The organism is Verrucosispora sp. FIM060022 (assembly GCF_003977705.1).
Classification (GTDB): Bacteria; Actinomycetota; Actinomycetes; order Mycobacteriales; family Micromonosporaceae; genus Micromonospora; species Micromonospora gifhornensis.
Genome location: NZ_RQIV01000006.1, coordinates 227,256 through 241,043, shown reverse-complemented (window position 1 = coordinate 241,043; position 13,788 = coordinate 227,256). Strand labels below are relative to the sequence as shown.

13 protein-coding genes and 1 pseudogene are annotated in these 13,788 nt (G+C 66.1%); 9 read left to right on the top strand and 5 right to left on the bottom strand.

Annotated features, from left to right (window positions below; translation table 11 throughout):
- Window positions 1–69: 69 nt before the first annotated feature.
- Window positions 70–1,158 carry a hypothetical protein gene (locus EG812_RS18385; RefSeq protein ID WP_013732450.1) on the bottom strand — a complete coding sequence of 363 codons (1,089 nt, stop codon included), beginning with the start codon at window positions 1,156–1,158 and terminating at the stop codon, window positions 70–72.
- Between the two features lie 137 nt (window positions 1,159–1,295).
- On the opposite strand from EG812_RS18385, the gene EG812_RS18380 reads away from it, so the two are divergent.
- The 6 genes from EG812_RS18380 (at window position 1,296) to EG812_RS18355 (ending at window position 6,679) form a co-directional block, all read left to right on the top strand.
- On the top strand, window positions 1,296–1,826 hold the full coding sequence (locus EG812_RS18380; protein WP_126712279.1) for an SMI1/KNR4 family protein: 531 nt from the start codon (window positions 1,296–1,298) through the stop codon (window positions 1,824–1,826).
- Between the two features lie 316 nt (window positions 1,827–2,142).
- Complete coding sequence (locus EG812_RS18375; RefSeq protein ID WP_126712278.1) at window positions 2,143–4,263, top strand: hypothetical protein; 2,121 nt, start codon at window positions 2,143–2,145, stop codon at window positions 4,261–4,263.
- A gap of 55 nt (window positions 4,264–4,318) precedes the next feature.
- Window positions 4,319–4,609 carry a hypothetical protein gene (locus EG812_RS18370; RefSeq protein WP_126712277.1) on the top strand — a complete coding sequence of 97 codons (291 nt, stop codon included), beginning with the start codon at window positions 4,319–4,321 and terminating at the stop codon, window positions 4,607–4,609.
- A 104-nt stretch (window positions 4,610–4,713) separates the two neighbouring features.
- Window positions 4,714–5,085 carry a hypothetical protein gene (locus EG812_RS18365; RefSeq protein WP_199743899.1) on the top strand — a complete coding sequence of 124 codons (372 nt, stop codon included), beginning with the start codon at window positions 4,714–4,716 and terminating at the stop codon, window positions 5,083–5,085.
- A gap of 60 nt (window positions 5,086–5,145) precedes the next feature.
- Window positions 5,146–5,928 (top strand): class I SAM-dependent methyltransferase, encoded by a 783-nt coding sequence (locus tag EG812_RS18360; RefSeq protein WP_126712275.1) that lies wholly within the window; start codon window positions 5,146–5,148, stop codon window positions 5,926–5,928.
- Between the two features lie 55 nt (window positions 5,929–5,983).
- The gene (locus tag EG812_RS18355) at window positions 5,984–6,679 is read left to right on the top strand and encodes an Ntn hydrolase family protein (RefSeq protein ID WP_013732447.1); all 696 of its coding nucleotides are present in this window, start codon (window positions 5,984–5,986) and stop codon (window positions 6,677–6,679) included.
- 321 nt (window positions 6,680–7,000) lie between these two features.
- On the opposite strand, the gene EG812_RS18350 is transcribed toward EG812_RS18355, so the two are convergent.
- A complete protein-coding gene (locus tag EG812_RS18350) occupies window positions 7,001–8,206 on the bottom strand; it encodes a M14 family zinc carboxypeptidase (protein ID WP_233579537.1) in 1,206 nt (401 codons plus the stop codon).
- Window positions 8,207–8,782: 576 nt separating this feature from the next.
- Here EG812_RS18350 and EG812_RS29680 point away from each other — a divergent pair.
- A complete protein-coding gene (locus EG812_RS29680; protein WP_126712274.1) occupies window positions 8,783–9,946 on the top strand; it encodes a polysaccharide deacetylase family protein in 1,164 nt (387 codons plus the stop codon).
- 215 nt (window positions 9,947–10,161) lie between these two features.
- On the opposite strand, the gene EG812_RS18340 is transcribed toward EG812_RS29680, so the two are convergent.
- Complete coding sequence (locus EG812_RS18340; protein ID WP_126712273.1) at window positions 10,162–10,458, bottom strand: hypothetical protein; 297 nt, start codon at window positions 10,456–10,458, stop codon at window positions 10,162–10,164.
- A 581-nt stretch (window positions 10,459–11,039) separates the two neighbouring features.
- Between EG812_RS18340 and EG812_RS18330 the strand changes: the two genes are divergently transcribed.
- Together EG812_RS18330 and EG812_RS18325 are read left to right on the top strand one after the other, a co-directional pair.
- Window positions 11,040–12,167 (top strand): helix-turn-helix domain-containing protein, encoded by a 1,128-nt coding sequence (locus EG812_RS18330; protein WP_126712271.1) that lies wholly within the window; start codon window positions 11,040–11,042, stop codon window positions 12,165–12,167.
- Window positions 12,164–12,745, top strand: coding sequence for an HD domain-containing protein (locus EG812_RS18325; protein WP_126712270.1), 582 nt, complete (start codon window positions 12,164–12,166; stop codon window positions 12,743–12,745). The genes EG812_RS18330 and EG812_RS18325 overlap by 4 nt, the downstream gene beginning before the upstream one ends.
- A 104-nt stretch (window positions 12,746–12,849) precedes the next feature.
- Here the strand turns inward: EG812_RS18325 and EG812_RS18320 are convergent, their stop codons facing one another.
- Window positions 12,850–13,146 carry a hypothetical protein gene (locus EG812_RS18320; RefSeq protein ID WP_126712269.1) on the bottom strand — a complete coding sequence of 99 codons (297 nt, stop codon included), beginning with the start codon at window positions 13,144–13,146 and terminating at the stop codon, window positions 12,850–12,852.
- Window positions 13,143–13,514: pseudogene (locus EG812_RS30100) on the bottom strand (hypothetical protein). Before EG812_RS30100 ends, EG812_RS18320 begins: the two are co-directional and overlap by 4 nt.
- Window positions 13,515–13,788: the final 274 nt, after the last annotated feature.

The window sequence follows — 13,788 nt, the reverse complement described above, 5'->3', positions numbered from 1 at the left end:
CTGTGCGGAATCGGCCGCCGCAGCGTCGACGGTGGCCTGCCCCAGGGCCACCGTCGACGCTTCCCGGCGTCAGACCCGGGAGGTGAAGGTGGCCAGGAAACGGTGCGGGGTGATCACGCCGGCGTTGTCGAAGCAGATCACGTCGACCTCGGCGTCAGTGGTGTACGACCAGGGTTGGGTGAGGTGGCAGTAGTTGCTGCCCGGCCCCTGCGCCACGACCTGCGCGTGCGTCTCCCTGACGCCGAGCTGCGGGAAGGTCGCCAGGAAGCGGCCGGTGGGCGCCACCGGCACCACCGTGTTGGCACCGACACCGACCATCGAGTTGTCGTTGGTCGGTCCGCCGACGGCGGTACCCAGGTATCCGATGTAGTTCGGCGGGCCGAAGGAGCCGATCACCGACCGCCGGCGGTGGTACGAGAGGACGAAGTCGGTGTTGGTGAACGCGCCGGCCTGGTCGTAGCAGAAGACCTCCACCTGCACGTAGGTGCTGACCGGGCCCCAGGAGTTGACCTTGCATCGGCGGGGAAGGGCGTTCGGTTGCACGGCGGTGACCTGGACGTTGCCGGCGAGCAGGTCGGGCAGCCCCACCCCGGGCAGCCGCACCGCGTACTGCCCGACGCCGAACGCCCCGGCCGCGTTCGCCATGCCCGTGGAGTTGTACGACTGCGTCAACGCGCCGCCGGCCCACTGCACGTACGCGTAGGAGTTGCCGGCTGGCAACACGCCCGAGCTGGTGGTCCAGAGCACGGTGAACGGGGTGTCCTCGCGTGCGCCGCCGGGCCGGTGGCACTGCACCTCAACGATCTGGTCGGCACCGGACTGGCCCCAGCGAACCACCTCGCAGTAATGCCCGCTCCGGTTCACCGGGGTCACGTGCGGCACGCCCCGCGGACCGGCACCTACCTGCGGAAAGCGGACCTGGAACAGGCCAGGTGCAAGCTTGGCGCCCTGGGCCCAGGCGGTCGGGAATGCCGTCTTCCAGCTGCCCCACTGCCGGGTGGTGTCGAGCACGGTCCAGGCCGGCACGGTGGGGTCCTTGACGTAGGCGAACCCCCAACGGTCAGCGGTGGCCGCTGCGGCAGGTGCCATCGGCATGAGTGCGCCGGCGGCGGCCAGGACCGCAGCCAGCGCTGTGCTGACAAATGATCGGAGACGCATGTGTTCCTCCGTTCGACCGGAACATGACGCACAGGAGTGTGCGAGCGGTAACGACGGGATCACAATCAGCGGCGTCAATGTTTCGGTGTCGTGAAACAACCGCCTCCGACATGTATCAAACTCGGCTATCGCGACTCATGCATAGACGCGCTGTCTCCACCGGCTACCGTCGACCGGTGCTCGATCCCGCAGCCGTCTTCGACGGAACCAGCCCGCTGGAAGACCCGCTCACCGACGAGGTCCTGCGGTCGGTCCAGGCGCAGCTTGGGCGTCGACTGCCCACCGCGTACGTCGATCTGGCCCGTCGGCACAACGGCGGCTCGTTCGCCCGTACCGCCCACCCTGCGCCCAGCCGGACCTCATGGGCGGAAGACCACGTCGGCGTGGACATGCTCGCCGCGATCGGTCGAACTGCTCGTTTCAGCTTGTGCGGCGAGTTCGGCAGCGCGTTCTGGGTCGCGGAATGGGGCTACCCCGACATCGGCGTCTACATCGCCGACTGCCCGTCGGCGGGCCACGACATGATCGCCCTCGACTACCGTTCGGTCGGCGAGCCGGCCGTCGTACACGTCGACCAGGAGTGGAACTACCGGATCACGGTCCTCGCCCCCGACTTCGAAACCTTCGTGGCCGGCCTCGTCGACGAAGCCTGCTTCGCCGGTGACTGACGCCCGACATCTGGCCGACTCCGATGAGCTTCGAGCGAAGCCGAACATCAGCTGCTCCGAGAGACCCAGAAGGATCAGCGGGAACCTGCGCTAGCCGGTCACACGTAGGCGCACCTCGTAGGCGCGTCCGCGCCAATTGATCAATGACCGAGGAACGGTCGTGCCACCATCTTCTGTCCATTCAGCCGAGTGGCTCCAGCCCACAAGCCATCGGTCCGATTCAGCCGGTCGATGGACGGCCAGCCCGCCTGATCATCCACTGCGGGCGGTCCGTTGCTGCACGCAACGTTGACCGCCCGACCGACGCTACTGTCGCGTGGCTGACACAAACCTTCTTCCCCTTATAGCCAACCGAGATGCTCCGAAGCCAAACATGAGTCCCATTGAATCCAACCGGCCATCGGGGGTGGATGTGGTTTCGTCGCTCGATCAGAAATCAGCCACACAGAAGGCTGCGCCTCCGGACGAAACCTCCTCTACCCGAGCAAGCGGCCAGCAACGTGTTGTACCGCCGCCGTCGGCATTCTCAGTGTTTGTCACCAGCGCCGGAATGTCACTCCTGTTCACTTTCGTCATCGTCGGCACCCCGGACCGGTGGGGGGTTGACCTGAAATGGACGCTACGAGCATTGGGAGTTGTGATACTCGGTCTCCTGCTGGTCGTACATACCCGACGCCGTTACACCTTGCCGCAGCGGACATCACACCGATCCACAGTCGTCTGGGGGCTGCCCGAATACCAGGTCAGTGTCTTGCAGCGCAGCGCTGGCCAAGCCCAGATCAGCAACACTGCGGACAACGCAGGCCCCGCGCAGGCACGCATCTTTGGCTCTGCCATCATCTATCCCGCCCATTTTCGTCAGCGGCTTACGGAACGGTATGACCCGGGTCAACGAACCCTGAACCAACATGTCACGATCGATGCCCAGTTGCCGTCACGGGACGTCCAAAGGCTGCTGGAATCCGCGGATAGCGCGATGGTCCACATTTCAGAGATCCCCAACCAACGAAAGAACACGGCCGACGAACTCTCCGCAAGCAACCCCTTACAAGCAGAGTGCGCCGACACCTCCAGGCAGCATCCAGCCGTTATATTGTTCCCCGTGCTCGTACCTCGCAAGGGCGAGATGGTGGACAACCTGCGCGTCCTAGCCGCCGACGGCAGCGCGGTACCGGTGCTCTCCTACCGGCAATACCTCCAACTCGTGGCCAAAGTGCTCCGAACCCTACTCGACATTGCCTATGGCGAGGACATCTCCAACGGTAGACATGCGGACGCTCTCGAAGCGGAACGGACCGCCCTGCAGGCGGTAATGCGCCGGGCAACAGCTGAAAAAGAAAAAGCTGGGGACGATCACGAGGGCAGCAACGCACTGTACCGCGCAGCTGCAGGCGGCCGGCCAAAGCTCGTGAACCCAGCCGCGTTGCGGCTAGCGGCACAGCTCGTCAAAAAGCTCTCATCCCACTACGCGGTGGTCGCGGCAGTGCCTTGTCCCGTCGACGGCCGATTTGTGGTTTCGTACGAGCGAATGATGACGCCCACCCTGGCTCTAGCCCCTTGGTCCGAAGGAATCCTCAGCTGGTTGAAGGCGCGCGCACGCCTGCTACTCGGCTCCCGTCCGGTCGACTTTTCCATCTCGCTGGACAACGCTTGGACCACGCAGAGCTATCACCTAATGATCGACTGCCAGGAAGGGGTTTTCGTCGGCGTCCAGGAAGCGCAGGATCTGGTGGGATACCTGGACGCCCACTGGAATGATCGGCAATCGAGGCTAGAGCAGAGCTTCGCTCTGGAAAAGACAGCGCTTCCCCTAGATCATCTGACCACACCGCCTCCCTACTACCGTTTCCGCCGGCGCGCCGGCCAACGCTACGCCCATTTCTACACACGCTTCTTTCCAGAACCAAGGGAGAAACTGCCCGACGGTGATCGAATCCCGGAAGTGCGTTTCCGTTTTTATGAGGTACCGCCAGGTTCGGTCTTCCGCGCGCTCATCGCCGCTACCGCAGCAGCGCTCCTCATATGGCTGATCGGCTTCGTTGCGTCCCGCGAGCCCGACCCGGGAACCGATGTCCCAGCATTCCTCCTGGTGTTTCCCGCTGTTGCCGCAGCCTGGCTCGGCTTCGACGGCCAACCGAAACGGCTACTGGAGGGGACACTCGCCGCACGAATCTCCCTGCTGGGCACTGTGCTGTGTTCGATCGCCGCCAGCGGTCTGTTCATGGTCTACAAGGCAGGTCTTCCCTTCCTGCAGTGGAAGGTCCCGGCCGACATGCAGATCTTAGGTATCACGTCGGCAGCTTGGAGCGTGCTGATGCTGTTAGCGGTGTTGAACGCGACCACGACCGGCTACGCCTATCTTGCGAGGACTTGGGAATTCATGCACCTATCGGGTAGAACCGACGGCTTCGGCGGCCCGAAGGAGCACCTTCACTGAGGAGAAGTCTTGTTACACTCGGCTCTATCCAGAAATGATGTTGTTGGAACCTGGGATGAACGATGACAACCCGCTGCACGTATTCAATGTTGCGAGCCTCGCACGTAGACAGAGCGGAGCAGTTCAACTAATGTCCATGGACTCCGAGTATCACGTCTCATCACACGACTGGCCAGCCGGCACCGGTGCCGATGACCTCACCCTTGACCAGGCCAACGAGGTATTCGACCTTTTCGACACGTACTACTCCATAGCGGTCCAAGGCCTGTCAACGGTTCCCATCACCCTGCCCACAGCGTCACAGTTCAGCAGTGGCACGACGATGCGGCCGACTGACGGCAGCTGACCTCATAACGCGAGCCATCGCTGACCTCCGTCGGTTACAGATGATCTACTTCGCCGCCCGGTCGGCCCAAGCTGGAGGTCCGGGAAGATCCACACTATGACCTAGTGGATGAGGAAGCTCGACGGCGGTGGCACCAGCACCATCGAACGTCCTGGCTTCAACTCGCCGCCAACCTGCGTGCCGAGGGCTGGGCAGCGCAGGTGACCTGCTCAGCAGCTCCCGTACAGGCGGAAGGCTTCCTGCCGAACGGCGAGCGGTTCTACTTCCGCGCCCGACACAGTGACGTGTCGTTGGGCATCGGAGGCGACGACCCAGCCGACATCCCCGAGTGGGAAGACAGCGAGTCACATCAGGAAGCCAGCTACCTGCCCGCCGCCGACGGCGAGGCCATCATCAGACGGCTTGCTCGCCGCTACCTGGAGGAGCGCCAAGCAGCCACAATCCGCGCCGCCAGTGACGGGGATCACCACGAGTGAATGACGATGCCCTCAGCAGAATCGCTCGCTTCCCGACCTGTGTCGCCGCAGGCTGTCGACATGAAGGCAAGCTTCAGCGGTGAGGTGGCGACGTACTACGCCCGGCACCGACGCGGTTACCCGCCCGAGGTGCTCGACGCCCTCGTCGAGGCGTTCGACCTCGGTCCCGACGACACAGCTGTCGACCTGGGCTGCGGCACCGGCCAGTTGAGCCTCCCGCTCGCCGCCCGGGTCGGGACCGTCATCGGCGTCGACCCGGAGCCGGACATGCTGGCCCTGGCCCGCCATGCTGCCCTCAACGCCGCACGACCCAACGCGATGTGGCTGCTCGGCGATGACAGCGACCTACCCACACTGGGCCGGCTGCTCGGCGACCGGACGATCGGTGCGCTGACCGTGGCCGTCGCCATCCACTTCATGGACCGCGACGCGCTGTTCAGGACCGTCCGACCGCTGCTGCGTCCCGGCGGCGGCATCGCCGTGATCACCAACGGTGCACCGCTGTGGATGCAGGACACCGAATGGTCCGGGGCACTGCGCGAATGCCTGCAACGGCTGCTCGGGCACCCCGTCACCGCAACGTGCCAGACCGACGAGGCCGGCCGCCTGCACCACCAGAACGCCCTCGTCCGCGCCGGCTACCGATACGCGGAATCGTTGGTGCAGTACGACGCAGTGCTCACCATCGACGACATGGTCGGCGGCGTCTTCACCGCCATGTCGGCAGAACGGCTGCCCTCCGCACAGGGCCGAGTCAGGTTCACCGACGAGCTCCGCGACGCCCTCGGCGGGCGCGACAGGGTCACCGAGCGCGTCCGCGTCTGGGTGCAGTTCGGGGTGTAGGCAGACGGACGGCCGGGTACCTCGCGACCAACCCTCACCCCTGCCAGGAGGACCCATGACCGTCGTACTCGCCGTTGTCTGCAGCGACGGGGTGGTGATCGGCGCGGACTCCCAGATCACCGAGAGCGACCGCGGTCTGAGCTTCCCCGCCCAGAAGCTGCACCCGCTGGGCACCTGCGCCGCCTGGGGCGGCAGCGGCGCGCGGGGAGTCCTCAACGACCTGCGCCCCCTCCTTGAGGAGTCGGCCACCGCCATCCTCGAAGCACCCGAGATCGGCGACGAGTTGCAGGAGCGTGTCCTGCCAGTCTTCAAGAAGCACTACCAGAACTACATCCCGGACGTGCCCGGCGAGGACAGCGGCGGCGGGGTGTCGGCGTACCTGCTCGCGGCCGGCTACAGCCAGGGCGGACCGTGGATCGTGGAGATCAACCCCAACGGGCTCATCGGCCGCTACGAGGACGTGGGCTTCCACGCCATCGGCTCCGGCGCACCCATGGCCCAGCAGGCCGGCGCGCTGCTGTCCCACTTCCGGATGACCACACGCACCGTCGAGTACGGCGTGGTGGGCGTGGCACGGGTGCTGGAGGCCCTGGAGCGGACCTCACCGTCGGTCGGCAGGCCGTTCAGCATCGCGTGCATCCGTGAGGAGGGCGCCCACCACCTCGACGAGAAGGAGATCGCCAAGGCGCTGAAGGACGCCCAACGCTGGCGCGACCTCGAACAGGAAGCACTCGACCGGCTGTTCGACTGACGCCGTCAGGTGATCGGAGGTCAAACCCCGTCACCAGTCGCTGGCTGCCCCACGGCTTTCGCAAAGGCGCCGGGATCAGTTCAGCTTGGGAATCGTGTTGATCTACACGCCGGGTGACCACGAAGCGTCGGTCCAGCACTCGGCGGGCACACACGGCTTCAGACCGCCGCCGCTGTTGACCCATCTTGCCCCCAACATCGGGTACGGACCGGGCGCGCTCAACGGCCACCGCCCATGCCGGGCGGTGGCCGTTGATTCATGTGGTGGCGCCAGGGTCTAGCTCATTGCCGTGGTTCTTGATTACTGCATCGACTCTGCGGCTCACCAGTACTTGGGCAGATCGTAGAAGTGGTTGCCGTTCAGATTGTCGACGGACCTGTCCGCCATCCGGTCCGCGATTCCGAAGAGGCCGGCCTGCACGACCTGGGTCAGCATGCCGTTCTGCTTCTGGCCCCACGCGTGCGACTGGCCACGTACCTCGAACAGCACCGAGGCGGTGCCGTTGAGGGCGAAGGCCGACCTGGCCTGGCCGGCGTAGTCCCGGTCGAAGCTGTAGCCATCGGCGACCTGGTAGTGGACGTAACGGCTCACCCCGCCGACGAAGGGCGAGTTGGTTCCCGATCCGTTACCCCCGTGGTCGATCATGCCGAGGGCGGCAGCCAGCGCGTGACGGCGAGAGGCATCCTGGTCGAGCAACGGCCAGTCGGCGTACCGCGGGTTGCCGTCGACCTCCGAGCCGAGCGGCGGGAAGTCCAGCGACACCGTCACGTACTGCTCGGTGTCGTTGTTCTGGTTGCACGGGCCCATGTGGTGCAGGTCGACGTAGGCGTGGACCTTGCCGAACTCGTCCCGGAGGTTGACGTACAGGTCACGCAGCGCCCGGGACTCGTTGGTCAGGTACATGCCGGGGAGGGTTTCGTTCGTCGGCCGGGTCCCGGGGGACGGCTCGGCGGTAAGGTCCGCGCTGAAGTCCCGGTTGATGTCGAAGCCCTGTGCGCCGTTGCTGTAGTAGTACGGCGGGTTCGTTCCGGCCAGCTGCGGGAACTTCTCGACCACCTCGCTCCACGGGAAGTCGTTCTGCCGACGGTTCAGCTCCGCACCGTCGGGGTTGAACTTCGGGACGGCGACGATGGTCAAGTTGTCGCGGATCGCCTTGGCCTGTGCACTGCCGCTGGATCCGAGGGTCTTGAGCATCTGCAGCACGGCCTCGGGGCCGGTCTTCTCGTTGCCGTGAATCTCGCTCGTGATCAGCAGGACACGGTCACCGGTGCCGACCCGCGCCGCGTAGATGTCCCGACCCCGATGCGACTTTCCGATGACGTCCACGCTGACGCGGCCGTGGCTGGTCGCCTCGATCTGGGCGAGTCGCTTGCCGAGTTCCTCGTAGTTGGTCCAGCCGGAGGTGGCCCGCTCGCCGGGAAGGTTCCTGCAGTCGGCGTTTCCGTTCTCAGCCGACGAGGACGGCGCGAAAAGCGTGACCGCACACAAAGATGCGACGGCTGTCGACACCAATAGGCGTCGTTTCATCATGACCTCCTACAGTTGTAGAAGTAATGAACTGGAATCGTTTTTCCGGCAGGAGCAGCCGCGCCAATCGGATGCGAAAAAGCTAAAGGCGTCAGTGAATTTAAATGCAGCCAAGCGCAGCATTTGAGGAAATCTTGAGCTTTCAGCGTCGATTCAGGGCCCCGGCAAATTCGTGACGGTGTCCGACTTGTGAGGCCTGGGGCAGAAGCGCCGTTGGTGGTGGCAGCAAGACCGGCATGAGCGACTCAGAAGATCATCAAGGTCGGGCAACGAGTCGGCAAGCGACGGCAGCTGCCGCAGGCAGGCGTCGGGATCCAGAGCAATGCCGTTGTGGGTCCGCTCCACGCTGACGCATCTCACTGCCGCTCTCCACTCCCGCTACCCACAGCCGGCACGAGCGCGCCAGCCTGGTCGGTCGCGACAGACCAGCCGACCATTCCGGAACTTCCGGAAAACTTCCGGAAGTCATTGACGTGTTCGAAACGCCGTTGCAATACTCCGAACGCGATGGCATCAAACCCTGTCGATTACAACCATGCGTCGTCAGGTGCCATCCGTCCCAAGGAGGACCTGCACATGTACGCCACTATCGGCGGCTCCCGCCGCCCGTCCACCCCCCGAAAATCGCGTCTCACCGTCCGGGTGGCCGCGCTCGCCTCCACCGTGGCGCTGAGTGCCGTCGGTCTCGCGGTCGCCGCCACTCCCTCCAGCGCCGCCGTCTGCAACGGGTACGTCGCCCTCACCTTCGATGACGGCCCGAACAGCAGTACCAGCGCACTGCTGTCCGTGCTTCGCGCGAACGGCGCACGGGCGACCATGTTCAACGTCGGGCAGAACGTGCAGAGCAACCCGTCCGCCGCGCGGGCCCAGGTCGACGCGGGCATGTGGGTGGCCAACCACAGTTGGAACCACGCGCACATGACCTCGATGAACCAGAGCCAGATGCAGTCGGACCTCTCCCAGACCAACTCGGCGATCCAGGCGGCGACCGGCGTCCGGCCGCAGTTGTTCCGCCCGCCCTACGGGGAGACCAACTCGACTCTCCAGTCGGTCGCCTCGTCGCTCGGCCTGCGCCAGGTGATCTGGGACGTCGACTCCCAGGACTGGAACGGCGCCAGCGTCAGCCAGATCGTCTCCAACGCCAGCCGTCTCCAGGCCGGCCAGGTGATCCTGATGCACGACGGCATTCAGAACACCCGCAACGCGATTCCGCAGATCATGGCAAACCTGAGCAGCCGTAACCTCTGTACGGGCATGATCTCACCGAGCACCGGCCGAGCGGTGGCGCCGGACGACACTCCGCCCCCCACCACTCCCCCGCCGACCAACCCGCCGCCGACCACGCCTCCGCCCTCCGGCTCCGCCAGCCAGATCGTCGGCACCCAGTCTGGTCGATGCATCGACGTACCCAACGCCTCCCAGAACAACGGCACCCGGGTACAGCTCTACGACTGCCACGGACAGACCAACCAAGCCTGGACCTACACCTCAGACAAACAACTTCGGGTGTACGGCAACATGTGCCTCGACGCAGCAGGCTCCGGCAACGGCGCCGCCGTCCAGATCTATGCCTGCCACGGCCAAAGCAACCAGCAATGGAACGTCAACTCCAACGGCACCATCAGCAACGTCCAGTCCGGACGCTGCCTGGACACCTGGAGCACCGCCAACGGAGCACAGATCCAGCTCTACGACTGCCACGGCGGCACCAACCAGCGATTCAGCCTCGTCGCACGATGACCATCGCTGATCCACTGTTCGCCGGCGACCAGGACGACAGCCTGGCGGGCTAGGCCAACACCGGAGAACCGGACCGAACCCGGGCGGGCTCGACCTCACGTCGGGCCCGCCCGCTCGGCACACCAGCAGCCATCCGCCACGAGAGGCGAAATGACAAGGCTCTGACCGCGTTCAGTCAGAGCCGGCAGGCCGGGCGGATCGGGTGTCGTACGAGGTCATCCGGCCTGGTGGCGCTCCTGCCGGTCGGGTTCGGCTGGCACGGTTGCTGTACTTCGCTGCTGTACTTCCGGTGGCTGCCTCGCCCAGCCGATGAAGCGCCGGTGCAGCGCACCGGCTGGCGCCCAGGGCATGTCCTCGGCGGCCTGGACGAGACAGACGCCGAGATAGAGAGCCAGCGACACCGGCGCGTCCGCGTACTCCGCGCGCAGTTCCCGCCGCCGCGTCGGACACGGCCAGGGCAGGTCGCAGCCACCGCAACTCCAGATCGGCATCACCGGGCCGTGGGTGGTCACCGCACACCGCCAAGAAACCGGGCCACGCTCGCGCGAGCCTGCCGACTGGTCGCCCACTCCACCTGCCAACACGGGTACGGCACCAGCCGCGACCACCACACCCGACAACCGACGCACAAGCCGTCGAGCCCTCGGACGTGCACCGCGAGGATGGCTTGCTCCGCGCCGCTGGTCATTGCTCCTCCTCCGTCGGCCAGTGCCCGCGGTTGATTGAGATGCGGTGTCGGTTCCGGCAGGGCAGGTCGGCCCCGCACCGGCACAGCCACCTCCACTTGCGCCACGACCATGCCGGTCGGTGTCGCCGCGCCAAAGTCATCGCTACGGCGATCAGGTACTGGTCGTAGGACACTCGTCGCTCCGGTGGCGTCCTGTCCCGCATTACTGGCCCCCTCCGCCGGGCAGCGCCCCATGGCCGACCCCCAGCCACGGGACCGGTTCTAGAACGTTCGGTAACTGCGACGCTACGATCACCACGACGGCGGTGGGACTCACCCGCAGTACGGAGTGAGCAGCCCACATGTCGGCCGCAGCGGTTGTTTCGGGGCGGAAACGTCGACCACCGGTCAACGTAGGGATGACGCATGGCAGGTCGCGGACGATCAGCACCACAGCGGGGCGAGGTGACCGGCTACCTGCTCAAGCTGATCCGGGAGTCCATTCCGCTGACGCAGGAGCAACTCGCCGCCGACCTGGGCGTCGACCGCGTGACCGTGCAGAGCTGGGAGTCCGGGCGTCGGCCCTTCACGGCGGTACCGCTCGGGCAGGCGTTCGCCGTCCGACGCAGGCTCGGTCGGCTCGGAGCGAACGTGACCCTGCTCGCCGCACTCGACGACGCCGCCGAGGCAGACTTCATCCTCGCCGCAGTCCTGGACGGCCAGGTGAATCGGTGCGACATCGCCGAACAGCCGCTCGGCTGGTGCGTACTCACCCACCGTCTGACCGACCTGATCCTCTGGGCTGTTCTCGGGCAGACACCGACCTTCGCCAGAGACATACCCGTCGCCCATGCCCGGCGAGGTCCGGTGGCGTCCGGGCCGGCCCTGCCCGCCGACGAGCAACGCGCGTTCTTCACCCGGCTGCACGTACTCGCCGAACGGGCAGCCGCCGGACGTGACCCGAGCGTTCTGCTGCATCGACAAGCCTGCTTCCTTGCGGGCATGGATCCCACCGGGACAGCCGCAGGATGGCTCTCCCAGACCACCACCCGCACCCGCAGGGCGGTCACGTTCCGAACCTGGTCACCGCTGTGGCCTGACGCCCGCTCCGTAGTCACATCCCTTGCGAACCAGGGCGACCCGGAACCCTTACGAGACTTCCTCGCCCGCGCGCATCCGGACGACGCCTGCGAGCGAGCAGCCCTCAACTACTCGGCCTACTGGGTCGGCGAGATCCCGTACCGCCAGCACGACGACTCATTCATGCCGGCCCCGCTCGCAGACTGGCACGGCTCGGTTCTCTTCCGGCACCTGGTCCAGCGCCTCGACCCCACGCACCCCTTCGTCGACCTCAACGTCCACAACATCTGGGCTCTGCTCGCCGTACGCCGCAGGCTCACCCTCGACAACCCCGCCGAGAGCCGCGCGCTCCTCAGACACAGTACCCGGATCCTGGACAGCGACCACATCTCTCCACAATCCCGGCAGGAACTAACCTCTATCGTCTACAGCCTGCGAGCAGACGGAGTCACCGGCACAGGGACGGGCACATGAACGACGACCACGACGCCGCCGGAGCCATGCGCTTCATCTTCGAGGCCGGCGTACTCAAACGCGCCGCCCGCACCGGCTGGTGGTTCGCCGGCATCAAGCACCCCGAATCCATCGCCGAACACTCGTTCCGCACCGCGCTCATCGGGATGATGCTCGCCGCCATGGAAGGTGCCGACCCGGCCCGGGTATCGATGCTGTGCGTTCTGCACGACACCCAGGAAACCCGGATCACCGACATCCCCCACATCGCCAAGCGCTACCTCACCGCCCCGCCCAACACCACCATCACCGCCGACCAGGTCGCCGCCTGCCCACCCGCCGTCGCTGACCTCATCAACGCCGCCGTCGCCGAGTACGAAGCAGGCGAGACACCAGAGGCCATCGTCGCCCGCGACGCCGACAAGCTGGAATGCCTCGTCCAAGCAGTCGAGTACCGCCACCAGGGCATAGACAACGTGCAACGCTGGATAGACAGCTCACGCGCGGCACTCAAGACCACCAGCGCCCACCGCCTCGCCGACGCCGCCCTCACCGGACAACCCCTCGCCTGGCTCACCCCTCCCCCACCACCGGCATAACCGCAAGCACCAGGCACAGACCTACCATCGAGCCGATCACCTGAAGCACGTTGACCCTCGCTTGTAACTCACGGCAGGCCGGTCGGATCGGGTGCCATACGAGGTCATCCGGCCTGGTGGCGCTCCTGCCGGTCGGGTTCGGCTGGCACGGTTGCTGTACTTCGCTGCTGTACTTCCGACGGCTGCCTCGCCCAGCCGATGAAGCGCCGGTGCAGCGCACCGGCCGGTGCGCAGGGCATGTCCTCGGCGGCCTGGACGAGACAGACACCGGGATAGAGAGCCAGCGACACCGGCGCGCCCGCGTACTCCGCGCGCAGTTCCCGCCGCCGCGTCGGACACGGCCAGGGCAGGTCACAGCCACCGCAACTCCAGATCGGCATGACCGGGCCGTGCATGGTCACCGCACACCACCCAGAAACCGGGCCACGCTCGCGCGAGCCTGCCGACTGGTCGCCCACTCCACCTGCCAACACGGGTACGGCACCAACCGCGCCCACCACACCCGACAACCGACGCACAAGCCGTCCAGCCCACGAACGTGTACGGCGAGGATCGTCCGTTCCGGCCCGCCGGTCACTGCTCACTCTCCTGCGGCCAGTGCCCACGATTGATCGGAATTCGGTGCCGGGCACGGCAGGGCAGATCGGACCCACATCGACAGGTCCACCGCCACCGCCGCCAACACCAAACCGGCCGATGCCGACGGGCAAAGGTCAACGCAGTAGCCGACAGGTACTCGTCGTAGGAGACGCGCCGGCCGCTCAGAGATGACCGCCCGGACGAGCTGGCCACGCGTCGGGTCACCGGAGTCCCTCCGATCGGCGTGGGCTGAGCCGAGCTGCCGAATCGTGGTGGCCCTGGCACCGCCGCAGTTGCCTCGCGTGGTCGAGCAGCCGCTGTTGCGCCGCCGCCCGCTCAACGTCCTGGTACCGCTGCCCGGTCCCGGGCGGTGGCGGCGGTTGAGGCCGCCGAAACAGCCACCGCACCAACGCGCACAGCTCAGACCAGATCACCGCACTCGCCCCCTTGATCGAGCAACAGGA